This window comes from Paenibacillus antibioticophila, from assembly GCF_000455265.1.
Classification (GTDB): Bacteria; Bacillota; Bacilli; order Paenibacillales; family Paenibacillaceae; genus Fontibacillus; species Fontibacillus antibioticophila.
The window spans coordinates 2,301,461-2,324,187 of record NZ_HG005139.1 but is presented as its reverse complement, the minus strand read 5'-3'; the positions used below and the strand labels follow the sequence as shown (position 1 = coordinate 2,324,187).

The following is a 22,727-nucleotide window of genomic DNA, read 5'->3' as shown; positions in this document are numbered from 1 at the left end:
CCCACGAACCACAAGGTGTTCGGGGAAGCGATGGCGATCCTGGCAGGGGATGGCTTGCTGACCCATGCCTTTCACTTTGCTGTGGAGGCTGCGCGTTACGGCGTGCCTGCGGAAGCTGTGCTGGCGATCGTGGAGGAATTGTCCCGCTATGGCGGTCCGGCCGGTATGGTTGGCGGACAGGCAGCGGATATGGAGGGCGAGCAGGGGCTTACAGATGCGGCGCATCTTCAATATATTCATGAGCACAAGACAGGCGATTTGATTGTGTTTTCCGTCAAGGCGGGAGGCAGAGTCGGAGCGGGAGATCTGGTCCAGCTTCAAGCGCTTGAGACCTATGGACGTGCGATCGGTCTTGCGTTCCAGATTCAGGATGACATCCTTGATCTTACCGGGGATGAATCGAAGCTCGGGAAGAAGACGCAAAGCGATATAAAGCAGGGGAAGGTAACCTACCCGTACTTCCATGGGCTGGAGCAGTCCCGTGAAGAGGTCGTCCGATTGACTCGTGTTGCGAAGGAAGCGGTTACCGGCGGCAGTATTCCTGATCCTTTGCGTTTGGTGCAGATCGCGGATTACCTGCTGCAAAGAGATCACTGATGCCAGTTGCGGACTCTTAACCCGCAATATACCGGCGGAAATGGGCTATTTCACCAAACCAAGCTCATTGTGATATAATAAGGACTATTATTTACAGACGAAATTTACGGAAGAAAGCGGGGAATTCCTGTGCTGCTTTCAGAAATTAAAGGGCCTGAGGATATTAAAGAGCGCTCGATCGAAGAATTGGAGCCGCTTGCGGCCGAGGTTCGGCAATTTTTGATTGAGAAGCTATCGGTTACCGGCGGCCATCTGGCCTCCAATCTGGGCGTGGTTGAGCTGACCATTGCTTTGCATTATTGCTACAACAGTCCGCAGGATAAAATCATCTTCGACGTTGGCCATCAGGCTTATGTGCATAAAATATTGACGGGTCGGATGGATCAGTTTGACACTTTGCGCAAACAGCATGGCTTATGCGGCTTTGTTAAGCGATGCGAGAGCGAGCACGATGTGTGGGAAGCCGGACATAGCAGCACTTCATTATCCGCCGCGATGGGGATGGCCCTTGCCCGCGATCTCAAGGGAGAGCAGAACAAGGTTATCGCCGTGATCGGTGACGGAGCGCTGACCGGAGGGATGGCGTTTGAAGCACTGAACCATATCGGTCATGAGAAGAAGGACCTGATGGTTGTCCTTAATGATAATGAAATGTCGATTGCGCCGAATGTCGGTGCGATGCATAATTATTTGACCAAGCTTCGATCTGACCGTAATTACTTGCGGGCCAAGGATGAAGTGGAACAGCTGTTGAAGAAAATTCCGGCGATCGGCGGCAAGCTGGCCAAGACGGCTGAAAGGCTGAAGGACAGCTTGAAGTACATGATGGTCTCGGGCGTATTGTTCGAGGAGCTCGGATTCAAATATTTGGGTCCGATTGATGGTCATGACCTCCCGGGTCTGATCGAAGCATTTCATCAAGCGAATAATGTCAGCGGGCCTGTAATGGTGCATGTGCTGACAACGAAGGGAAAGGGCTATTCGCCAGCGGAAGCGGATTCCTTCAAATGGCATGGAATCACGCCTTACAAAATTGAATCGGGTCAAGTGCTTAAGGCTGTTGGAAATCCGATGTATACGGATGTATTCGGCAAAACATTGATCGAGCTGGCTGAGCAGGATTCCCGAATTGTTGCCGTGACTCCGGCAATGCCGGGGGGATCGGGGCTATTGAAGTTTGCGGAACGCTTTCCGGACCGCATGATCGATGTGGGGATAGCTGAACAGCATGCCGCAACCATGTGCGCTGCTCTTGCAATGGAAGGGATGAAGCCGGTGTATGCCGTCTACTCCACCTTCATGCAGCGTGCCTATGACCAGATCGTTCATGACATTTGCCGCCATAATGCCAATGTGATGTTTGCGATTGACCGTGCCGGCTTTGTAGGGGCGGATGGAGAGACGCATCAGGGCGTATTTGATATCGCATTTATGCGTCATATTCCCAATATCGTTCTGATGATGCCTAAAGATGAAAATGAGCTGCGCCATATGATGAAGACGGCGCTTGATTATAATGAGGGGCCGATTGCTTTCCGCTATCCGCGGATCAATGTCCCTGGAGTGGAGCTGGATCCAGAGCTTCGTTCGTTGCCGATTGGCAGCTGGGAGCTGTTGCATGATGCGGATGGACCGGTGCTGATCGCTGCGGGACCTATGGTGCAGGTTGCAGAAGAGGCCGCTGAGCTGTTGAAGCGGGATGGTATTCAGGCTGCGGTCGTCAATGCGCGGTTCCTCAAGCCGCTTGATGAGAACATGCTGCTTGAGCTTGCTCATCGCGGACAGCATCTGGTAATTATTGAAGAGGCTTCCGTCGCGGGAAGTCTCGGCAGTGCGGTGCTGGAGTTCTATGCGGCACAGGGGCTGTCAGGGCTGGATATTTCATTAATGGGGGTTCCTGACCGATTTATTGAGCATGGCAGTATCAAGGAGCAGCTTGAGGAAGTGGGTCTGACCTCAGAGGCGATTGTTAAAGAAATTAAACAGCATCGTTCTGCCGCTCATTCGTTTGGGCTGGCAAACAAGCTGTAATATTTATAATTATGAAAGTCAGGAGAATTGCATTGTCGATACCTAAAGAACGAATCGACGTCTTGCTAGTGGAGCAGGGCTTTTTCGAAAGCAGGGAGAAGGCAAAGGCCGCGATTATGGCCGGACTCGTCCTCAGCGGCTCGGAGCGTATTGAGAAGCCTGGCATGAAGGTGCCGCGCGATGTTCCGATTACGGTAAAAGGGGCTGTTCATCCTTATGTCAGCCGCGGCGGCCTGAAATTGGAAAAGGCGCTGAAGCAGTTTGACATTGATCTGAAGGGACGCGTCATGCTTGATATCGGTGCATCTACAGGCGGCTTCACTGACTGTGCGCTGCAGCACGGCGCCAGTTACGTCTATGCAATTGATGTCGGTTACAATCAGCTGGACTGGTCGCTTCGCAATGATCCGCGAGTGAATGTCAAGGAAAGAATAAATTTCCGTTATATGACGACAGCGGAATTGGACGGACCTGCACCGGATTTTGCCAGTATAGACGTGTCCTTTATTTCATTGAAAATGATTCTTCCGCCACTGCTTGAGCTGCTGCAGCGGCCGGCAGATATCGCCGCATTGATCAAGCCGCAGTTTGAGGCGGGGCGGGAGAAGGTGGGAAAGTCCGGTGTTGTCCGCGATCCTAAGGTGCACCAGGAGGTGTTGGAGACGGTTCTGAATGAAGCGGTCTCGCTCGGTTTTACCTTGGAGGGACTCACCTTTTCGCCGATTACCGGCGGAGAGGGAAATATCGAATTTTTGGCTCATTTGCGACTGAGCCCGGATGCCGATTCTCCTGAGACCAAGCAGGATTATTCCGGATGGATTACAGAGATCTCGCGGAAAGCAGTCGAGGAAGCGAATCAGAAATTTCAATCGAACCCGTCGAAATGACGGGTTTTTACATATTGAAATCAGAACAAATGTTCCCTATAATAAGTTTATATCTTTCGTTCACTGTTGTTCAGACAGGAATTATTATCAATTCGTCGAATAATGAACGTGAGGTGATTGAATTGGGGAGCAGCTTTGACGGCTTTTTAATGGTTCTGATTGCCGCGTTCTTTGTGTATATCGGTTACCGCACCTTCCGTATATGGGTACGCAGACCGTTCGGGCTAAAGTCAGGAATCGGGCTTGAGTTGAATGACCAGATTCTGGAGCACCCGGCAGTCGATTTGCTGGAGCAGGCCGGCTTTGAAGTGCTCAGCGACAAGCTGAAGATTCCGCTTGCCTTCCAGGTGGATGACCGGAAGCTGCACAGCAGGTTATTTATTGACTATATCGCAGCTAAAGACGGGGAATTCTATCTGGTGAGAACCGCAAGGGAACGGATGCCGGTAGAATGGACGGGAAGCGGGATCCGCAGAGATTTTCTGCCGTTTCTGCTGATGTATCCCGAGTGTGCCGGCGTATTGTATGTCGATGCGGAACAGAACCTTTTGAAGGAAATCACCTTAACGACTGACGAAGATGAAGACGTATCCGAACAACAACTAGCCGAAGAAGGCTTATGGAGGACGAAATGAAGGGTCAAAGACATATTAAGATTCGAGAGATTATTACAAACCGGGAAATTGAAACCCAGGATGAATTGGTGGAAGAGCTTCGTCGTGCCGGTTTTCAGGTTACCCAGGCAACGGTGTCTCGGGACATCAAGGAACTGATGCTGATCAAGGTGCCGACGGACAGCGGAACGTACAAGTATTCCCTGCCGACAGCTCAGCGCTATAACCCGGTTCAGAAGCTGCAGCGCGCGCTGGTGGACAGCTTTGTCGGGATTGATCATACAGGCAACTTGGTTGTGGTCAAATGTCTTCCAGGTACGGCTAATTCCGTAGCCGTATTGTTTGATAATATGGAATGGCCGGATTTACTGGGGACGATTTGCGGCGATGATACCATTTTAATGATTTGCCGTAACGAGGATTACAGTAACTATATTATTGATCAAATCATGGGCTTCATCTCTTAAGATGTGCCTTTGATTTATTTTCTTTTCATTTTCTCTGCTGCTGAAGGGAGCTGTCGTGTTCTATGCTAGTCCATTTGTCTATCCGGAATTTGGCGGTAGTGGAAGCTGTGGATATTACCTTTCATTCCGGATTTCATGTGCTGACCGGGGAGACCGGTGCAGGTAAATCCATTATTATTGATGCACTTGGGCTTATTGCGGGAGGAAGGGGCTCTGCCGACTTGATCCGCTATGGATGTGAACGGGCCGAGATTGAGGCTGCCTTTGATCTGCCCCCAGGGCATCGATCCTGGCAAGCGCTTGCGGAATTCGGGATCTCCGCTGATCCGGAGGAATCCTTGATTATTCGGCGGGAGATCGGTATTCATGGCAAAAGCACGGCAAGGATTAACGGGCAATTAGTCAATCTTTCAATGCTGCGTGAGGTTGGTGAAGCACTGATCAATATTCATGGTCAGCATGAACATCAGACACTGCTCCGGCCGGAGAGACATCTGGACCTGCTTGATGCTTATGGCGCCGAGCTGATCGGTCCGCGCAAGGCTGAATATCAGGCGGCTTATGCTGCTTTTATTAAGGTTAATAAAGAATGGAACGAGCTTCGCGGAACGAACCAGCAGGCTCTGCAAATGCTCGATTTGCATCGGTTCCAGCTGGAGGAAATTGCTTCCGCAAAATTAAAAGCGGGAGAAGATGAATGGTTATCCCAGGAAAAGCTCAAACTATCACATAGCGAGAAAATGATGGACTCCGTCTCTCAAGCTTATGACCTGCTGTATGGATCCCAAGGACTTGAAGCAGTAGCCAAAGCGATTTCCCGGTTGAATGAGGTGTCCTCCTTCGACCGGACGTCCATGGAACCGCTTTTGGAGCAACTGCAGACCGCTTATTACCAGTTGGAGGATGCAGCGTTCGGTCTTCGTTCCTACCGGGAGCAGATCGAATTTAATCCTGAACGGCTGGAAGAAGTGGAGGACAGACTGGATCTGATTTCTACCATGCGGAGAAAATACGGGGATTCCATTGAAGGGATCCTTGAATACTACGATAAAATTCGCCGTGAGACGGATACACTGGAGAATAAGGATGAGCTGTTGGAGAAGCTTCAAGCACAGCGCGAGCAGTTCCTGAAGCAATTGTTGAAGGAGGCTGCGGAGCTGAGTAAGGTCCGGCAGCTTAAAGCACGAGAGCTTGCTGAACAGATCGAGCATGAATTGAAGGAGCTGCAAATGGGGCGCACCTCCATTCAGGTCAAGCTTGGACTTCATGAGGATCCTCATGGAGTGGAATGGGAAGGGCGCAAAGTACGCCCGGGCAAGCAGGGCATGGATACGGCTGAATTTTTGATCTCTCCGAACCCGGGAGAGCCGCTTCGGCCGCTTAGCAAGATTGCTTCCGGCGGCGAGCTCTCTCGGATTATGCTTGCGCTGAAGAGTATTTTTGCAAGACATGACGATGTGCCCGTGCTTATTTTTGATGAGGTGGATACGGGGGTCAGCGGTCGTGCTGCTCAATCCATCGCGGACAAGCTGTTTCGGTTATCCCGTTCTTGTCAGGTATTCTCGATTACTCATCTGCCGCAGGTTGCTTGTATGGCGGATGGCCAATACTTGATCGAGAAGGTTGTTGACGGAGATCGAACGATGACGCGAGTAGAGGAGTTAAATGAGGATGGCAGGGTACGCGAGCTTGCACGGATGCTTGGAGGAGTCGAGATTACGGAGAAGACGACCCATCATGCACATGAAATGCTGAACCTCGCCAGGGCTCAAAAAGAGCTGCTGTAATGGAAGACGCTTCCTTTTTGAAAATGTTTATTTGACTGCGGGAACAATGATTGACAGTAATAAATGACCTGACCCGGGGTATCTTATAGGTACGCAATTGGCGACCACTTTTCGTCAAGCGAAAGAAGCCAAGGGAGTGTGACAGCCATTGAACCCGAACCTCAGGATCAGATTGCTTGGCCTTTTAACTGCATTCATTATCAGTCTTATCGGTACATCGGTTGCCGAAGGCCGACTATCGCCTTTTCCGGATGAGCTTAATTTGCTGCAAGGGCACGCCAGGCAACTCAATGTCGCCTTGCCGGTGCAGGCAAGTGTCAGTGTGGACCGGCCGGATGTAGTAAGATTGAATGGCAGTGCGGAGACGACGAGCGTCTCGATCGGAAGCCCGTTAGAGCTGTCCCCGCTTCAGAGCGGTGTAGCCAAGTTGAATATGAAATTATTCGGTCAAATTCCCCTGAAGACGGTAAAAGTCAATGTGATTCCGGATTTGAAGGTGATTCCCGGTGGACAGACGATCGGTGTGAAGGTAAAGTCGGCAGGTATTCTGGTCGTTGGTCATCATCAAGTCATCGGTGACAACAATCAAAAATCCTCGCCAGGAGAAGAAGCGGGGATTCAAGTCGGAGATCTGATAACACATTTAAATGGAGTTTCGCTTAAGGAAGTTAAGGACGTTGCCCAAATTGCGGGAGAAGCGGGAAAGAACAAGAAGCCAATCAAGGTAACACTAACGCGCGCAGGCCAGAAGATTCAAGCATCAATACGACCTGCTTATGACAAACAGGACGGAGCTTGGAGGCTAGGACTTTATATTCGCGACTCCGCTGCAGGGGTAGGTACACTGACGTTCTATGCCCCGGATCAAGGCGTATATGGAGCATTGGGACATGTCATCACGGATATGAACACTCAGACTCCGATCGTCGTCGGCAGCGGCCAAATTCTACAGTCAAGCGTTACTTCGATTGCAAAGAGTGAAAGCGGAGAGCCAGGAGAGAAACGCGCTCATTTCATTAGAGAAGGTAAAACCTTAGGAACGATCGAACGAAACACGCATTTCGGCATTTTTGGGAAAATGACTCAAAATCCCGAGCATAGTGTATATCAAGAATCGATTCCGGTAGCATTTTCTGATGAGATTATAGAAGGTCCTGCGGAAATTCTTACCGTCGTGGAGGGTCAGCGGGTTGAGCGATATAAGGTTGAAATCGTTCACGTATCCAAGCAGAACGCCCCTCAGACGAAAGGGATCGTCTTGCGGATCACGGACTCCAGACTTATTGAGAAGACCGGAGGGATTGTTCAAGGCATGAGCGGAAGCCCCATTATCCAGAACGGGAAGCTAATTGGAGCTGTAACTCATGTGTTCGTCAATGATCCTAAATCAGGCTATGGCTGCTTCATTGAGTGGATGCTGCAGGATGCGGGAATCATCCAGGGGAGCTCCAAAAACGGAGAACAAAATCTTAAGGCGGGATAATCGCCTTAAGATTTTTTGTTGCCCGCCGATAATAGTAAATGGGCCGAGTTCAGGGGAATCTGTCGAAATAAATGGAAAGGAATCGTAATATGTAGATAAATATGTAATTATATCCTAATGGACTAAAAAAATAAAGAAAAATAATTTTCGACAGAAGGAATTTACTTCTGCATGTCGAAACCTTATTCTGGAAGAGAAAAGATAAAATCTTATTTAATTACTTAAGGAGGCAGAAAGTCAGTGCAGAAAATTGAAGTGTTGTTGGCGGATGATAACCGTGAATTCACAAATTTGCTCGCGGAATATATTTCGGGGCAGGACGATATGATCGTCTCAGGAATTGCATACAATGGTGAAGAAGTTCTGGAGATGATCAACAATGCTTCAAAGGTTCCGGACGTACTAATTCTGGACATTATTATGCCTCACCTGGACGGGCTTGGTGTATTGGAGCGCCTGCGTGATCTGAACCTGAACCCTCAGCCGAAGATTATTATGCTGACGGCTTTTGGGCAGGAGAACATTACACAGCGTGCTGTGCAGCTCGGGGCATCGTATTACATCCTTAAGCCATTTGACATGGAGGTGCTGGCTAACCGTATTCGTCAGCTTGTGGGAGTCCAGTCAAGTGTGAGCACAACTCAGACTTCATTTGCGAAATCCAACGTAGTACCTCTGGGCAAGGGTAAAAATCTGGACGCCAATATTACATCCATCATTCATGAAATCGGTGTTCCTGCCCATATTAAAGGCTACCAATATCTTCGAGAAGCAATCACCATGGTGTATAACAATATTGAAATACTGGGAGCAATCACGAAAACGCTCTACCCGGCTATTGCCGAGAAATTCAAGACAACGCCTTCCCGTGTGGAACGCGCCATTCGCCATGCCATTGAGGTGGCCTGGACACGCGGCAACATCGACTCCATTAGCCATCTGTTCGGCTATACGATCAACATCAGTAAGTCCAAACCAACCAACAGCGAATTTATCGCGATGGTTGCTGATAAGCTGAGAATCGAGCATAAGGTATCGTGAAAGGGTAAGGAGTAAGGGATTTAAAGAATTTATTGGGCATCGCTAGGATTCCGATAAACTTTTAGGGGATCTTCCGTTAAAGTTTTTTGCTATTAACACAAATATTGTCTGAGTTTAACGGACGTTTAGCCAAAATAATGTTAACTTAATTTTGTAGCAAAGACAAGTACAGGCAAAGGTGATGCTTTCTCTTCTGTAGGCAGACATACCGTCATTCCAAGACGCTTTCTGAGCTTCTCTGAGCCTCTAATTAACGGTATGGAATGATATGTGGTATATATTGTGTGTGTAATGATTGTAAGACGCTTTATAAGCCGTCCTACAATCATTAGATGCTTTACCGCTTTGAGTGCTTGTCCTTTCTCCGGGGGATAGGCGCTCTTTTCTTTTGTTAAGTTCCTTTTTGACCTCTCGCAACTCCTTCACCATCATTTCATCTACCGTCTTGGATTCGCCTGTCGAGGGAACAATGTGTTCCTGTTCTACGATCGATGGATTCGGACAGGGAGAGCATTTCTAAAATTTTTGAAGAACTTATAGTTACCGATGTCGGCAATTCTGAAAATTGATCGTATGCTGCAATATAATTAGAAGCCATGCTATTAATGAAATCAAAGGAATCTTTAACCCATTTCCCAAACTCACGATGAACCAAATAATTCTCTTTCACAGGCTTCAGCCTTCGCCCAATATATGAGCAAAAAATAAATAATGGAAAAGAAAAATGAGAACGCTAGTTCTTTTATTATGTGATATGTTATTATTAGTATGTACAGAAAAAGAAAGAGGGGGGAAGCTTATTTATTGGTTCAATAGTTATAACACTGAAATAATTAAGGTACAAGGAGAAAAAGTTGTTCAGAAGGTTTTCGATATTTATTCACAAAGTGGCAGTTATGGATTAACACCAAGAGAGGGACAAGAAAATATGTCCTTGGACATAGCTGAAGCATTCCAAAATCAGACTAATCTTTTAATTGAGGCCGGCGTTGGAATCGGAAAATCATTTGGTTACTTAATTCCAGCATTATTAATCAATAGATATTCTCAAAAACCGATAATAATAGCTACATCTTCTATTCAATTATCTGAGCAAATATACAACGATGCAAAGTTTATTTCGGAAAAATTAGGGTTTAACTATATGCAAATAGTTTTAGGTATGGGAATGAATAATTATGCTTGTAAATTGAAATCTTTTAAACTAATTGAAGAAAATAGAGATGTTGATACACCTGATTATTTTATAGCTGAAGGTGTTGCAAAAGGAGAAATTCAACTTCGATCAGATACACAAGAAAGCATTGAAGATAATTCATGGTCGAAAGTTTCAGTTAGCCATTGTAGATATGAAAGATGTGAATACAGGCATTCTTGTAATTTTTATAAAATGAGGATGCAAATTAAATATCATCACACTAGTGTTATCATAGTCAATCAAGATTTATTTGTACGCGACATAATAAAAAGAAATCAAACTGGTGATGGATTGATAACAAATATTAAAGCATTAACAATTATTGATGAGGCTCACAATTTTGAAGAGAAAGTACGCTCTGCTCTGACAGAATCATTTACTATCAAAAGTATAAACCTAACAATAGATCGAATGATCTCATTATTTGATCATAAAAGTGAATCTAATGACCACATCCAAAAATTTGAGATAATTAAACGAAGATTCTATTATATGTTTCAAGAAATTGATAGGCTAATTATCAAATTAATTGAAAATGGTTCAAGTGATTCTGAAAGATTTCCTATTCATACTGTGCATTCAGATTTCAGTAGAGAAATTATACTGTTGGGAGATCTTCAAGCAACGCTCTCCCTTTTTGATGAGGATAAAAAGGGGAGAGAAATTGATGAGGCTGTACAAACTTTAGATAAATTCTTAACACTTTTTAGTACACTTAATGGAGATGTTGAAGAAAACTTGGTTTGGGTCAAGAAGGATAATCATAATAATCACTGTATAGAATTTTGCCCTAAAAATATTGATGAAGTCCTATTTAATAATCTTTTCAAATTGAAAGGTTCAGTGATATTGACTTCCGCCACTCTGTGTCAAAGTGGTAATGATATAGAAGATAAATATAGTTATATTAAAAAATCATTAGGCTTTGAAGGCGTACTGGGTGACCCTCAAACTTCTCCTTATGACTACGTCAATAATTCAATAATGTATGTCGCTAATGATCTTCCTATCTACCGAGCTGGAGATGATGGGAATCGTTTGGAATATCTAGATGAGGTACTTAAACGAATAATAGATTTATGTGATATTACTAATGGACGGACGATGGTTTTATTTTCAGCGAAAGAAGACTTACAGTACTTAGTAGGTAAACTTGGTTTAATTCAGACCAGATGGGAAAAAGTAATACAAAAAAGTGGTTCGAATCAAGATTCAGTTATTCAAAGATTTAGAGAAAGTAAAGGAGTTTTATTTGGCACGGGTATCTTTTGGGAAGGAATTAACATTCAGGGACCTGACTTAATTCAAGTTATCATTGTGAAATTACCCTTCCCTGTACCTACCGACCCAGTAATGGAATATAAAATGAATAACTGTAATGATTCATTCAAAGAAGTTTTAATACCAGAGATGCTAATTAAACTTAGACAGGGAACGGGCCGCTTGATTAGATCAGAAACAGATAAAGGGATCATTAGTATTTTGGATTCAAGGTTATGTGAAGTTGCCAACAGGGAATATAGGTTGGATGTGCTGAAAGCATTGCCATTCAAAACCGTTACTGAGAATTTGGGCGTAGTAAAGGAGTTTGCTGAATCAAAATTAAATTCCACATTTTCGGAAGTATCTTAAGAAAAATAATAGAACTCCAATTGCCTAGTGTTTTTACTGAAAAAGCACAAGAGACCTCCCAAGTTACAATGGAGGTCTCTTTTTAATAAAAACTATTTTTCATTTTTAAAGTCATGTCTTTTTTGGAGTTGATCAAATTAAGCAATGAGATATTATTGTTGGCCGCTGTAGTCAGTTCTTTTGTTGGTGTGTTCAAGGCATATGGGGTTAATAGTAAACATAACAGTCTCATTTGTTTTAGTTATAGCAGCTATCTTTGTATTGGTTCCAGATCACATTCAACAAACAATGCTTACGATCTCTCTTGTTGGGTTAACAGCTAGTGGAGCATATCATTATTCTGAGAAACCAAATTTGGAAGAGAAAAGTGAAGAGAAAAGTGAAGAGAAAATTGAGGAAAAAATTGAAGCGGAATTTGTAGAGAAAAATTGAGCCGGAAAATGTGATTTGTATACAGAGAGTCCTTTTACACTTCTTAAATGTATACAAAATTTGCAATTAAATTGCGTTTACATAAAATACTTAGCGAAAATGTATTCAAAATCGAGTTTTCATGGTATATTATTCCTATAGAAAGATACGATTTCCTATCAGAGTTATGCGGCTATTTTAATAGATTTAAATTAGCATTCAAATTTAAAGTCATTTGAGACACTTATATTTTAGAATGTGTCGCATACACATTAAGGAAAGACAGTATCAAATTCACTCAATTGGGCATAACGTATACCAGGGTAAGTTACTGGGGGTGCTTTGAGTGACAGTGAGGAGACGATGTAAAATGCCAATTACAGAAATAAAACCCATTCGTCCTACAAAAAGTATGGTCAACGATAACAGGGCTAAAAAAATCCATAATTATGCAACGCAAACAGAGAAGACTCAAAGTGTTGGAATGGATCGTATTCGTGAAATGATGGGTAATTTTAAAGAGAAAAGGAAATAGTCACCTCAATGCCTGAACTAAATTATCGCTATTTAACAGAACAAGACAGTGCAATTTTGGAGCAATTCCAATGTGACGATGAGCCAACTGTTAGAAGATTTTTAGTAGAACAAGCATGGGAACTTCAAAAATTAAATTTAGCAGATACCCGATTATATTTTAATGAGTCAGATGAACTTATCGGGTATTTTACTTTGTATAATGATATGATGCAGATCGGAAAGCACAAAAGAAGAAAACACGGGCTAGCATCTCTTCCCTCATACAAATATTATCCCTCCGTTAAGCTTCATTATTTAGGAGTAGATTCTCGATATCGTAAACAGAGATACGGTGAATACTTACTTCTGGCTGCATTAAATACAGTTAAGGAAATCTCAGAACAATCTGGGTGTGTGTTTCTAAGTGTTGAATCTCTCCCTAGCTGTGTCTCCTTTTACGAAAGATATGAATTTCATAGATTAAGTTATAATGCTCCATACACGGATATGTTTTTTAAGATTGGCGAATTGTAAAACTACATATAATTCTTCAAGTCACTCTATGCAGGAGTGGCTTTTTTATTTTGTCCAAATTCCCACATCCACTTCACTCAACCACCATAAGAAAGGAGAACGATACAGGTGCATCACACATGGAAACCAAACTATACGACTCGTAAAAATCAAGATCCCTTCGAATGTTTGGAGGGTATGAGAAGATCACATTTGGCTAGTGGTTGGGCAGCTACAGGACAGCACTTTAGTGTCCTTGAAAATGGATTAATCGGTGTTAGCTTAGACAGGAAATTAAACAATGCTACTGCCGGTATCAAAGGTGCAAATGGTAACGCAATTTGCGTTGAAATCATTGCTAATTTTGGATACCGGTGGAGATTCAGACGCGCAGAAACGCTCTGTAACGCATGTATATGCATGCCTAGCAAAGCCTATTGTAGTGACATGCTTTATTTGACTCCTTTTGTCTTCGTAAATAGATAATGATACAATGAATTTGCAAATCATTTTTGCGTATAAACTACTGATGTTCATGCCAACAAAGTGCAGTGAAATCACATAATCAAGTAAGATACGATCCTTTATCCTATAAGATGCTCTATACGATCAACATCAGTAAGTCCAAGCCAACCAACAGCGAGTTCATCGCGATGGTCGCTGACAAGCTGAGAATCGAGCATAAGGTATCGTGAAAGGGTAAGGACTCTTTTGGGGACAAGGAATAGTGGAATGAAAATGAATCAAGCTCCTTTATTGGTCGAGAAATTTTACCAGTAAGGGAGCTTTTTTCGTGACAGATTTTATTTCGTCCTCATTTGAGTTCTTCAACTTCTATTGGTCTTAGGAACTGGTTCGGATATCCTCTATAAAAGTTCACAGACAGCCATACATGCCAATCTGTAGGCAGAAAGGCTTGTTTTAGACGAGCGATAGCTAACTCACAGATAATAATTTCTGTGATTTGTTCCGATTGATAGGTAGGAGGACCTTATTACCTAACATGCTATGTAAATAAGTATTGTAAGAATCAGGATAGTATACTATAATTTAAAACGGTTCTCCTGTTGAAATTTATCAATTTATGATAAATTGACTATTTCTATGATAATTTAATAATTCGGCAAACCTATTGAAAAGTAGGGACGCAAAGCTATAGGGACTAAATCCGGTAAGGATAAGTCAGCCAGTTGCAGGTAGTAATTGGTGAAGAATGGGCGCAAGTTCCATTATTCACTATTTTTTTTGTTTACTTCATAGATTGAGAGGAGAATGGAGAGTGCCAGATGATGACTACAGCAAGAATTCGGTTCAAACTTTTTTCCCAAGTGAAAATGGAAACAAGGAAGAAAGGCAACGATTTTTACAGCTTATTGAGCAGTTAGTTGCAGGTGTGGATCGTCTTAAAAACCCTGAAGGGGTGAATCTGCTTGGAGAGAAGCAACGCTCCGATACGTTCTACAAGGATTTGATTCAGACGAGTACGATACCAGACGATAGTATGAAGCAAGAAGAGGTCAACGAACGGTTGTTAAACCTTCTACATAACCACCCTTATCATTCAAAGTATTTTCTGACGAATATTTTGCCTATGGCAAGCGTTCCGGGTATTCTCGGTATGATTGCAGCGTTTCTGGTAAATGGCAACAATCTTTGGGATGTTTACGGTCCAGCCGGAGCTGAAGCCGAGGTTCGGGTGATCAGCATGATGTCCAAGCTTGTTGGCTATGATGCCGCTCAAAGCGGGGGCTACACCACATGGGGAGGACAGGGAGCGATCTTCACGGGATTGAGACTGGCTATCGCCAAGTTTGCCCCAGATGCTCCGCGCAAAGGTGTTCCTGGACATTTTTATACATTCTGCTCGGAATCGGCTCACTACAGTCTGTTCAAATCAATGGAGGCAACAGGCCTTGGCAGCGACCGCTTGATCAAGGTGCGGACTACGCCTGATAGCGCTATGGATGTAGAAGACCTTCGTCGAAAGATGGAGCAGGTCATCGCGGATGGCGGTGTTCCAATCTACATTGTGGCAACAACTGGGACAACAGATGCCATGGGTATTGACGATGTGCAGCAGATCCTTTATACGGCCTCGGAGATTGCGGCCAAGCATGGGCTTCAGCGGCCGCATATTCATGCAGATTCTGCGCTTGGCGGTTTTTTTGCATTCTTTCGTGAATATGATTTTACTGCTAATCCGTTGGAGTTTAAGCCCCATGTACTGGATGCGTTGCAGCGAATTCAGGGTAAAATGAAGCATTTATCTCTGGCGGATTCGCTCTGCTTCGATTTCCAAAAGCTTGGACAAACCCCTTACCTGACCAGTTTATTCCTGGTCAAGCATGCTGACGATCTGCGTTTAATTGATCTGGCGGAAGAAGAGACGCCTTACGTCGGCCATCGTGGATATGGCCAATATCATACAGGCTATACCCTTGAATGCTCTCGTATGGCAAGCTCGATCAGTATTTATAGTGCGCTTCTCGCATTTGGAGTGAAGGGTTACCAGTGTCTGCTTGCTCAGTTTGTGGAAGTCAATCTGGCGTTTCGCGAGGCGTTGCGCCGGGACGTGCCTCAAGCGGTCATTGTAAATGATGATAATCCGGGCATTGTGACGCTGTTCCGTATTTATCCGAATGGACAAAATGGCTTTCAAGCCGAGTTGTCCGGTGCTTGCTCGTTGGTCGAGATTGAACGGACGAATCGTTTTAATGAGCAGTTATTCGAGGTGTTGGGCGATCAGCGCGATCGAATCTTTTTTGGAGACACGAAAAAGCATCTGGTGGTGAAGACACGTGAAGGAAGCAGTTCGACTCTGTACGCCTCGAAAATTTTTGTGATTTCTCCTTATACGGAAGTCGCTCACGTGCAGGAGATTGTTCAATATCTCAAACAGAATATCGATAAGGTATTTCAATTACACACTGATAACCTACACACAATCGGGAGGTAGACAAGGTGGGACAACAAGCTTCTTTAACTTCAAAAAAATCAGTATTTAGCTGGTTGAATAGCCGTATTTCACTTAAGATGATGAGCAGCATGATCGGATTGATAATTCTTATATGTGCGGTTTTCTCAGTGACCGAGTATCAAATCAGCAACAGATTGACCAGCAAGCTTGAAGGACAGTTTGACCTAAGACTTGCAAGCAGTATCCAGTCTATCGGCACTTATCTGGATTCGATTCCAGAGCATGTCGAGGATATAGATGGGTTAACTAGCGACAGCTATATCAAAATCAAAGCTGAACTGCAACGGATCCTTGAGACGGATGCTTTGGAGAATGTCTATATTCTTAGCAACAATACGGGCAGAGAGCAAATCGTTGCTCTGACGGGTGTGGATGATGATTACGGGACTGATTATGCCTTTACTGACGAAATGAAAAGTGCGATTGAGAACCAGACAAGAACCTATAGCACGATTTATAAGGATGAGTATGGCACTCATAAGTCTGTTTTTCTTCCTTTAAAGGACCGGAATGGACAAGCATTAGGAATCGCCGGTATCGACATTGATGCATCCATCGTTCCGGAAACCAGAACATTTATTTTCTGGACGACCGCTTTCATTGTGCTCGGGGTTGTCGTGGTTGGCGCAGCAGTGGCTTATGTGATCAGCCGAAGCATAACCCGCCCGATTGCCCTGCTTGTTCGCGCAACGGAGAAGGTAGCGGGTGGGGATCTCACGGAGGAGCTTGTGCTTAAGCGCACAGACGAAATTGGGCAATTGGCAAATACGTTTGAACTGATGCGTCGCAATCTGGAATCATTGATTCGGAAAGTTTCGGCTTCCTCGAAGATCTTCTCGACAACAAGTGGAAAGCTGTACCAATCGGCCGATGAAATGGGGGCAAGCTCGCAGCAGGTGGCTTCTTCAATGAATAGTATGAATGAAGGCGTGTCCGAGGTTGTGGTATCTATTACGGAGAGTACTTCTTCTATCGTTGAAGTAAATGCAGATCTGGCCAAGGTAACCGACGAAGTCAAGAGTATGCAGGAAATGGCCTACGAGGTAAGCTCGCATTCGCAGGACGGTCAGGATCTTGTAGAGAAGACGTTGAATCAAATGAATGTAATCCAGCAGGAAATGCAGCACTCACAAGATGCGGCTGTTCAGCTTGATTTGCGCTCCAAGGAGATTGGAGAGATTATTACGCTGATTACAAACATTGCAGGACAAACCAATTTGCTTGCGCTGAATGCATCTATTGAAGCAGCGCATGTCGGCGAGTATGGCAAGGGCTTTGCAGTCGTTGCAGGAGAGGTCAAGAAGCTGGCGGAGCAATCCTCGGATGCGGCGAATTCGATTACCGAGCTAATCAGCAGCACGCAGCAGGACAGCCAGTCTGTACTCTCTAGCATTGCCCAAGGCTATCAGGCGGTAGAACAAGGGCAGACATGGATTCACGAGATGTTTGAGAACTTTAAGGTCATCTTTAACGGAGTTTCCTCGTTCTCTACTCAAATTGACCATTTGAAGAATGCGCTGGATAAAGCGGATAAGTCCTTTGAGATGATTACAGAGTCTATGCAAAAGATTTCCGGAATCACAGAGGAGCAATCGGCCGGATATGAAGAGGTTGGTGCAGCTGTGCAAGAACAAGGCGCAACGATTCAGGAAATAACCGGCGCGATCCGGAATTTGTCGCAGATGGCTGCGGATTTGCAGCAATCCGTGCAAAGCTTCAAAGTATCCTAATTCATTATTTTCAAGTAAAACAGGAGAATGCGGAGCCAGTGCTCTTTATTCTCCTGTTTTTATACTGTATAAAAAGACTATCCATTTTCTACCGTTTGCTTGTCATCGCTGGGGCATTGGGCTCCTCGCTGTCCGGGATAAGATAATGTGGTAAAATAAAGAGGTTAAGGGGTCGTCATAGGTCCCGGTTAGGAGGCAAAATATGCAACAGGGAGAACTGAGGCAAGGCACAGAGGAGCGCGACCAAGGATTGCTTAAATTGCTTGAACTCCCCGGACTCCAGGAGGAGGACCGCCTGGAGATTCAAGCGTTACTGGAGCAGCTTACCGCTCTGCAAGCAGAGAATACGCGGCTGCGCAAGATGATCCATCGATTATCCGCAGGCAATAAACCAAAGATGTCTACAAAGCTGAAGGAAGCCTTGTATGAATAAATAAAAAATCTTTCCCGCGTTCATAGCAGGAAAGATTTTTGCTTCTATTTGGCCGGGGGATGTAAACATTACACTCTGAGACCCCTTCCTTTTTTTCTCGGGCCGACATAATTACGCTTCTTATCCCGGAAGTAGATCCAGCCGGCAAGGAAGGAAATACCGGCAGCGAATAATAGCAACCCCAATAGAAATTCGCCCCATTGAAAGGATGTCTGGACGAGTTCATCGTCACCATGCTGGACCATATAATCAAACAGGGCATCCTTGATTTTCAGGAATCCGATCATAGCGGCAATACCGGGGATGACCAGAATGAGGATCGCAATAAATCGGGATAGTATCAACTTCATCGGCTTGATCATCCTCCGCATGTCAATGTTACATTTATCATACAATTTTCCTGAAGGGCTGTCTATTGCCAGGCTTCCCCGCTTATTTGTAATACGATAAAAACGAGGTACAATGGAACAAGAATACTATACAAGAATGGTGGAGAGTAGAATATGGCGATTCATTGCGACGTAGCCGTGCTGGGCGGAGGAACGGGTGGATATATAGCAGCAATCCGTGCGGCTCAAGCGGGCAAGCAGGTTGTGATTATTGAGCAGGACAAGCTGGGCGGGACATGCCTGCACCGGGGATGTATTCCAAGCAAGGCGCTGCTCCGCAGTGCGGAACTGTATGCTCAGATGAAAAATAGCGAGGAGTACGGTATTGCCAGCAGCGAGGTTACGCTTGTATATCCAAAGGTGCAGCAGCGCAAGCAGGCGATCGTCGATCAATTACATAAAGGCGTTCAGGCTCTGATGCGTAAAAACAAGATCCAGGTGATCGAAGGGAGGGGGCGCGTTATCGGACCTTCGATCTTCTCGCCAAAAAGCGGAGCCGTTGCGGTTGAGCTTAACAATGATGAGATGGAGACGGTTGTTCCGGCTAACCTGATTATCGCGACAGGCTCTCGCCCGCGAACGCTGGCCGGCTTACAGCCGGACGGTGTCCATGTGTTGAGCAGTGATGAAGCATTGACGCTGGAGGAATTGCCTGCATCCATATTAATCGTGGGCGGCGGGGTCATCGGCGTAGAATGGGCCTCTCTGCTCCATGATTTCGGTGTGCGTGTGACACTGGTTGAAGCGGTTGATCAATTGCTTCCGTCTGAGGATGGTGAAATCTCTCGTGAGCTGCGCAAGCAGCTGGAGCGCCGGGGGATTACGGTAATGACGGGTGTCAAGGTGTTGGCAGAAACTTATGAGACCACGAAGCAAGGCATTCAGATCTCGATTCAGGACGGGGAGAAGAATGAACGCCTTGAGGCCGATAAGCTTCTTGTATCCATCGGACGCCAGGCTAATGTGGAGAATATCGGGCTGGAGAATACCGATATTGCTTTGACAAAAGAGGGCTACATTCGGGTAAATGAGCAAATGCAGACCACGGAGCCGCACATCTATGCCATCGGCGACTGTATTGGCGGTCTCCAGCTGGCCCATGCGGCGAGTCACGAAGGACTGATCGCTGTTGGACATATGACAGGGGAGACTTCTCATACCTATGAGGAATCCCAGGTTCCCCGCTGTGTATATACCCGCCCTGAAGTGGCATCCGTTGGATATACCGAGCAGGAAGCCAAAAAGAAGGGACGGAATACGAAGACAGCCAAGGTTCCATTTGCAGCGATTGGAAAAGCGCTTGTTCAAGGTGAGAAGGAAGGTTTCTTGAAGCTGGTGGCTGATGCGGATACAGACGATTTGATCGGTGTTCAAATTATCGGAGCCCATGCGACCGAGTTGATCGCCCAGGCGGCACTGGCACAATTGCTGGATGCAAGCCCTTGGGAGATTGGACAAGCGGTCTTTGCGCATCCATCCTTGTCGGAAATCTTTGGTGAAGCAGCGCTCGCTGTCGATGGCCGTGCCCTCAATTTGTAGCTTATACAAGTTGAACTAATGAAGCTACGTGGAAAAGGCATAAGTGTGAAGTGTTAAAAGCTTTCTGTAAGAAAGCTGCTTCGGAAGCATAGAGCGTTAGCGTTCGCCTTTGTGAGCAGATTTCTACTTTATGATGGCTTAGTTCAGTCAAAGAAATCCGCGAACAACAGCGATCATAGGGACACTTCACACGTTGCCTCGGCGTACATCATTGCTCGACTTATATAAGTTTATTTTCCTTTTTGCCGGAAAGGGATTATAATAAGGTTATTCCAAGTCTTAGTACCAGGTTATAAGATGAGCATTAACCTCTAAGATGAGGGCCAACAAAAGGAGGTAACTCCCATGAATTCAAATCATTTAACGGAAGCTCAGACAGAAGCGAAGCATAAGCAGCTTGGGTTGTCGGATGAGCAAGTCGTCGACATGTACAAATATATGCTGCTTGCGCGGAAGTTTGATGAGCGTAATTTGCTTCTGCAGCGGGCAGGGAAGACTAATTTTCACGTGTCAGGGATCGGGCAGGAAACGGCGCAGGTAGCATCAGCCTTTGCATTGGATCGGGAGCGGGATTATTTTCTTCCGTATTACCGGGACTACGGCTTCGTATTGTCTGTGGGCATGACCTTGACCGAGCTCATGATGTCTGCCTTTGCGAAGGCTGGCGATCCGAACAGCGGCGGCCGTCAGATGCCAGGTCATTTCGGCAGCAAGCGTCTCAGAATCGTGACCGGCTCAAGTCCGGTGACGACACAGGTTCCGCATGCCGTAGGCATTGCATTGGCTGCGAAAATGCAGAAGAAGGATATCGTCTCTTTCGTAACCTTCGGCGAAGGCTCCAGCAACCAAGGGGATTTTCACGAAGGACTGAACTTTGCCGGAGTACAGAAGCTGCCGGTCATATTTATGTGTGAAAACAACCAATATGCAATTTCCGTTCCCGTTCGCAAGCAGCTTGGAGGCAAGGTATCGGATCGTGCGCTTGGCTATGGTTTCCCAGGAATCAGAGTGGATGGCAACGATGCGCTTGAGGTCTATCGTGTTGTCAAGGAAGCCAGAGAACGCGCGATCCGCGGGGAAGGCCCTACCTTGATTGAAGCGATGATGTATCGCCTCTCTCCTCATTCCACGTCCGATAATGATCTGGCTTACCGGACCAAAGAGGAAGTCGAAGAGAACTGGAAGCAGGACGGCATTCCAAGAATGAAGACCTATTTGATCGATCAAGGTATTTGGAGCGAGGAGCAGGATGAAGCATTGGCCCGGGAGATTTCGGAGCAGTTGAAGGAAGCGATCGCAGCTGCGGAGAATTCACCATTCCCGAAACCGGAGGATACACTGCTGCACGTCTATGCCGGAGATAAGGAGGTGTCGGCATGGCAGTGATGGAATATATCGACGCGATTCGGCTGGCGATGAAGGAAGAAATGCAACGGGATGAAGCCGTATTTGTGCTCGGGGAGGATGTAGGTGTTAAGGGCGGCGTATTTACGACGACCAAAGGTCTTCAAGAGCAGTTCGGCGAGCTGAGGGTGCTGGATACTCCGCTTGCGGAATCGGCGATTGCCGGGGTCGCAATCGGTGCCGCTATGTACGGAATGAAGCCGATTGCCGAAATGCAATATTCGGATTTTATGCTGCCTGCCACGAATCAAATTATTAGTGAAGCGGCAAAAATTCGTTACCGTTCCAATAATGATTGGAGTTGTCCGGTGGTTGTGCGTGCGCCGATTGGAGGCGGGATTTTCGGAGGCTTGTACCACTCCCAATGTCCGGAGTCGATCTTCTTTGGAACACCGGGACTCAAGATTGTGGCGCCATATTCTGCATATGATGCCAAGGGTCTGTTGAAAGCGGCAATTCGCGATCCGGATCCGGTCTTATTCTTTGAGAATAAAAAGTGCTACAAGCTGATCAAGGAGGATGTCCCTGAGGATGATTACATCGTTCCCATCGGCAAAGCAAATGTACTGCGTGAAGGAAGCGATATTACCGTGATCGGTTACAGCCTTCCGCTACACTTTGCCATGCAGGCTGCAGAAGAGCTTGCAAATGAGCAAGGCATCAGCGCGCATATTCTGGATCTGCGCAGCTTGCAGCCGCTGGATCGTGAAGCGATCATTGCCGCCGCCCGCAAAACAGGCAAGGTCCTCATTATTCATGAGGACAACAAGACAGGAGGCGTTGGTGCGGAAGTATCGGCGATCATCGCAGAAGAATGCTTGTTCGAGCTGGATGCGCCGATTCAACGTCTTTGCGGTCCGGATGTACCGGCCATGCCGATTAGCCCGCCGATGGAGAAGTTCTTTATGCTGAGCAAGGACAAAGTGAAGGACGCGATGCTGCAGCTTGCGCTTTTTTAAGATTATAGAATCTTTGCATGATCAGCGAAGCTGAGCTTTAATCGAAAGGAAAACTTCCGCGATTGCGGTCTGCCTCTTAGCCACGGGCTAGGCAGATGTTTTTCTTAACGAATAGGAGT

General features: G+C 45.8%; 22 protein-coding genes and 1 riboswitch. Of the genes, 20 read left to right on the top strand and 2 right to left on the bottom strand.

The window, feature by feature from the left end; genetic code table 11:
- From TX85_RS10705 to spo0A, 8 genes are all read left to right on the top strand, one after another.
- On the top strand, window positions 1-597 hold a 597-nt coding region (locus tag TX85_RS10705), incomplete at its 5' end, for a polyprenyl synthetase family protein (protein ID WP_044479109.1).
- 129 nt (window positions 598-726) lie between these two features.
- Window positions 727-2,628, top strand: coding sequence for a 1-deoxy-D-xylulose-5-phosphate synthase (dxs, locus tag TX85_RS10700; RefSeq protein ID WP_044479108.1), 1,902 nt, complete (start codon window positions 727-729; stop codon window positions 2,626-2,628).
- Between the two features lie 32 nt (window positions 2,629-2,660).
- Window positions 2,661-3,515: a TlyA family RNA methyltransferase gene (locus TX85_RS10695; protein ID WP_187375140.1), complete on the top strand. Its 855-nt coding sequence runs from the start codon at window positions 2,661-2,663 to the stop codon at window positions 3,513-3,515.
- 29 nt (window positions 3,516-3,544) lie between these two features.
- The gene (locus TX85_RS10690; RefSeq protein ID WP_233500684.1) at window positions 3,545-4,150 is read left to right on the top strand and encodes a hypothetical protein; all 606 of its coding nucleotides are present in this window, start codon (window positions 3,545-3,547) and stop codon (window positions 4,148-4,150) included.
- Complete coding sequence (ahrC, locus tag TX85_RS10685) at window positions 4,147-4,596, top strand: transcriptional regulator AhrC/ArgR (RefSeq protein WP_044479106.1); 450 nt, start codon at window positions 4,147-4,149, stop codon at window positions 4,594-4,596. The genes TX85_RS10690 and ahrC overlap by 4 nt, the downstream gene beginning before the upstream one ends.
- A 62-nt stretch (window positions 4,597-4,658) precedes the next feature.
- A complete protein-coding gene (gene recN, locus TX85_RS10680; protein WP_044479105.1) occupies window positions 4,659-6,383 on the top strand; it encodes a DNA repair protein RecN in 1,725 nt (574 codons plus the stop codon).
- A 148-nt stretch (window positions 6,384-6,531) separates the two neighbouring features.
- Window positions 6,532-7,866, top strand: a complete 1,335-nt coding sequence (spoIVB, locus tag TX85_RS10675) for a SpoIVB peptidase (protein ID WP_044479104.1) — start codon at window positions 6,532-6,534, stop codon at window positions 7,864-7,866.
- Between the two features lie 240 nt (window positions 7,867-8,106).
- On the top strand, window positions 8,107-8,907 hold the full coding sequence (gene spo0A / locus TX85_RS10670) for a sporulation transcription factor Spo0A (protein WP_044479103.1): 801 nt from the start codon (window positions 8,107-8,109) through the stop codon (window positions 8,905-8,907).
- 433 nt (window positions 8,908-9,340) lie between these two features.
- Here the strand turns inward: spo0A and TX85_RS25865 are convergent, their stop codons facing one another.
- A complete protein-coding gene (locus TX85_RS25865; protein WP_071784185.1) occupies window positions 9,341-9,577 on the bottom strand; it encodes a hypothetical protein in 237 nt (78 codons plus the stop codon).
- 84 nt (window positions 9,578-9,661) lie between these two features.
- On the opposite strand from TX85_RS25865, the gene TX85_RS10665 reads away from it, so the two are divergent.
- The 9 genes from TX85_RS10665 (at window position 9,662) to TX85_RS10640 (ending at window position 18,317) form a co-directional block, all read left to right on the top strand.
- Complete coding sequence (locus tag TX85_RS10665; protein WP_158297320.1) at window positions 9,662-11,737, top strand: ATP-dependent DNA helicase; 2,076 nt, start codon at window positions 9,662-9,664, stop codon at window positions 11,735-11,737.
- A gap of 201 nt (window positions 11,738-11,938) precedes the next feature.
- On the top strand, window positions 11,939-12,169 hold the full coding sequence (locus tag TX85_RS10660; RefSeq protein WP_044479102.1) for a hypothetical protein: 231 nt from the start codon (window positions 11,939-11,941) through the stop codon (window positions 12,167-12,169).
- Window positions 12,170-12,518: 349 nt separating this feature from the next.
- Window positions 12,519-12,683: a hypothetical protein gene (locus TX85_RS26775; RefSeq protein WP_158297319.1), complete on the top strand. Its 165-nt coding sequence runs from the start codon at window positions 12,519-12,521 to the stop codon at window positions 12,681-12,683.
- Between the two features lie 8 nt (window positions 12,684-12,691).
- Window positions 12,692-13,198 (top strand): GNAT family N-acetyltransferase, encoded by a 507-nt coding sequence (locus TX85_RS10655; protein WP_044479101.1) that lies wholly within the window; start codon window positions 12,692-12,694, stop codon window positions 13,196-13,198.
- A 108-nt stretch (window positions 13,199-13,306) separates the two neighbouring features.
- Window positions 13,307-13,663, top strand: a complete 357-nt coding sequence (locus TX85_RS25860; protein WP_071784184.1) for a peptidoglycan recognition protein family protein — start codon at window positions 13,307-13,309, stop codon at window positions 13,661-13,663.
- Between the two features lie 65 nt (window positions 13,664-13,728).
- Window positions 13,729-13,872, top strand: coding sequence for a sporulation initiation factor Spo0A C-terminal domain-containing protein (locus tag TX85_RS26520; protein ID WP_392391818.1), 144 nt, complete (start codon window positions 13,729-13,731; stop codon window positions 13,870-13,872).
- Window positions 13,873-14,289: 417 nt separating this feature from the next.
- Window positions 14,290-14,375, top strand: a riboswitch (cyclic di-GMP riboswitch).
- Window positions 14,376-14,456: 81 nt separating this feature from the next.
- Window positions 14,457-16,133 carry a pyridoxal phosphate-dependent decarboxylase family protein gene (locus TX85_RS10650; protein WP_044479100.1) on the top strand — a complete coding sequence of 559 codons (1,677 nt, stop codon included), beginning with the start codon at window positions 14,457-14,459 and terminating at the stop codon, window positions 16,131-16,133.
- 89 nt (window positions 16,134-16,222) lie between these two features.
- Complete coding sequence (locus tag TX85_RS10645) at window positions 16,223-17,884, top strand: methyl-accepting chemotaxis protein (RefSeq protein WP_158297318.1); 1,662 nt, start codon at window positions 16,223-16,225, stop codon at window positions 17,882-17,884.
- 202 nt (window positions 17,885-18,086) lie between these two features.
- A complete protein-coding gene (locus TX85_RS10640) occupies window positions 18,087-18,317 on the top strand; it encodes a hypothetical protein (protein WP_044479099.1) in 231 nt (76 codons plus the stop codon).
- A gap of 68 nt (window positions 18,318-18,385) precedes the next feature.
- Here the strand turns inward: TX85_RS10640 and TX85_RS10635 are convergent, their stop codons facing one another.
- A complete protein-coding gene (locus tag TX85_RS10635) occupies window positions 18,386-18,667 on the bottom strand; it encodes a DUF2627 domain-containing protein (RefSeq protein ID WP_044479982.1) in 282 nt (93 codons plus the stop codon).
- Between the two features lie 153 nt (window positions 18,668-18,820).
- Between TX85_RS10635 and lpdA the strand changes: the two genes are divergently transcribed.
- From lpdA to TX85_RS10620, 3 genes are all read left to right on the top strand, one after another.
- Window positions 18,821-20,245: a dihydrolipoyl dehydrogenase gene (gene lpdA, locus TX85_RS10630; protein ID WP_044479098.1), complete on the top strand. Its 1,425-nt coding sequence runs from the start codon at window positions 18,821-18,823 to the stop codon at window positions 20,243-20,245.
- Between the two features lie 345 nt (window positions 20,246-20,590).
- The gene (locus TX85_RS10625) at window positions 20,591-21,631 is read left to right on the top strand and encodes a thiamine pyrophosphate-dependent dehydrogenase E1 component subunit alpha (RefSeq protein WP_044479097.1); all 1,041 of its coding nucleotides are present in this window, start codon (window positions 20,591-20,593) and stop codon (window positions 21,629-21,631) included.
- Window positions 21,622-22,608 carry an alpha-ketoacid dehydrogenase subunit beta gene (locus tag TX85_RS10620; protein ID WP_044479096.1) on the top strand — a complete coding sequence of 329 codons (987 nt, stop codon included), beginning with the start codon at window positions 21,622-21,624 and terminating at the stop codon, window positions 22,606-22,608. Before TX85_RS10625 ends, TX85_RS10620 begins: the two co-directional genes overlap by 10 nt.
- Window positions 22,609-22,727 lie beyond the last annotated feature (119 nt).

Coding starts and splice junctions, on each gene's coding strand:
- TX85_RS26775 (WP_158297319.1), top strand. CDS start 12,519: ATGCCAATTACAGAAATAAAACCCATTCGTCCTACAAAAAGTATGGTC.
- TX85_RS10635 (WP_044479982.1), bottom strand. CDS start 18,667: ATGAAGTTGATACTATCCCGATTTATTGCGATCCTCATTCTGGTCATC.
- TX85_RS10640 (WP_044479099.1), top strand. CDS start 18,087: ATGCAACAGGGAGAACTGAGGCAAGGCACAGAGGAGCGCGACCAAGGA.
- TX85_RS10620 (WP_044479096.1), top strand. CDS start 21,622: ATGGCAGTGATGGAATATATCGACGCGATTCGGCTGGCGATGAAGGAA.
- ahrC (WP_044479106.1), top strand. CDS start 4,147: ATGAAGGGTCAAAGACATATTAAGATTCGAGAGATTATTACAAACCGG.
- TX85_RS10690 (WP_233500684.1), top strand. CDS start 3,545: ATGTTCCCTATAATAAGTTTATATCTTTCGTTCACTGTTGTTCAGACA.
- TX85_RS10625 (WP_044479097.1), top strand. CDS start 20,591: ATGAATTCAAATCATTTAACGGAAGCTCAGACAGAAGCGAAGCATAAG.
- recN (WP_044479105.1), top strand. CDS start 4,659: ATGCTAGTCCATTTGTCTATCCGGAATTTGGCGGTAGTGGAAGCTGTG.
- TX85_RS10660 (WP_044479102.1), top strand. CDS start 11,939: ATGGGGTTAATAGTAAACATAACAGTCTCATTTGTTTTAGTTATAGCA.
- TX85_RS10645 (WP_158297318.1), top strand. CDS start 16,223: ATGATCGGATTGATAATTCTTATATGTGCGGTTTTCTCAGTGACCGAG.
- TX85_RS10665 (WP_158297320.1), top strand. CDS start 9,662: ATGTTATTATTAGTATGTACAGAAAAAGAAAGAGGGGGGAAGCTTATT.
- TX85_RS10655 (WP_044479101.1), top strand. CDS start 12,692: ATGCCTGAACTAAATTATCGCTATTTAACAGAACAAGACAGTGCAATT.
- lpdA (WP_044479098.1), top strand. CDS start 18,821: ATGGCGATTCATTGCGACGTAGCCGTGCTGGGCGGAGGAACGGGTGGA.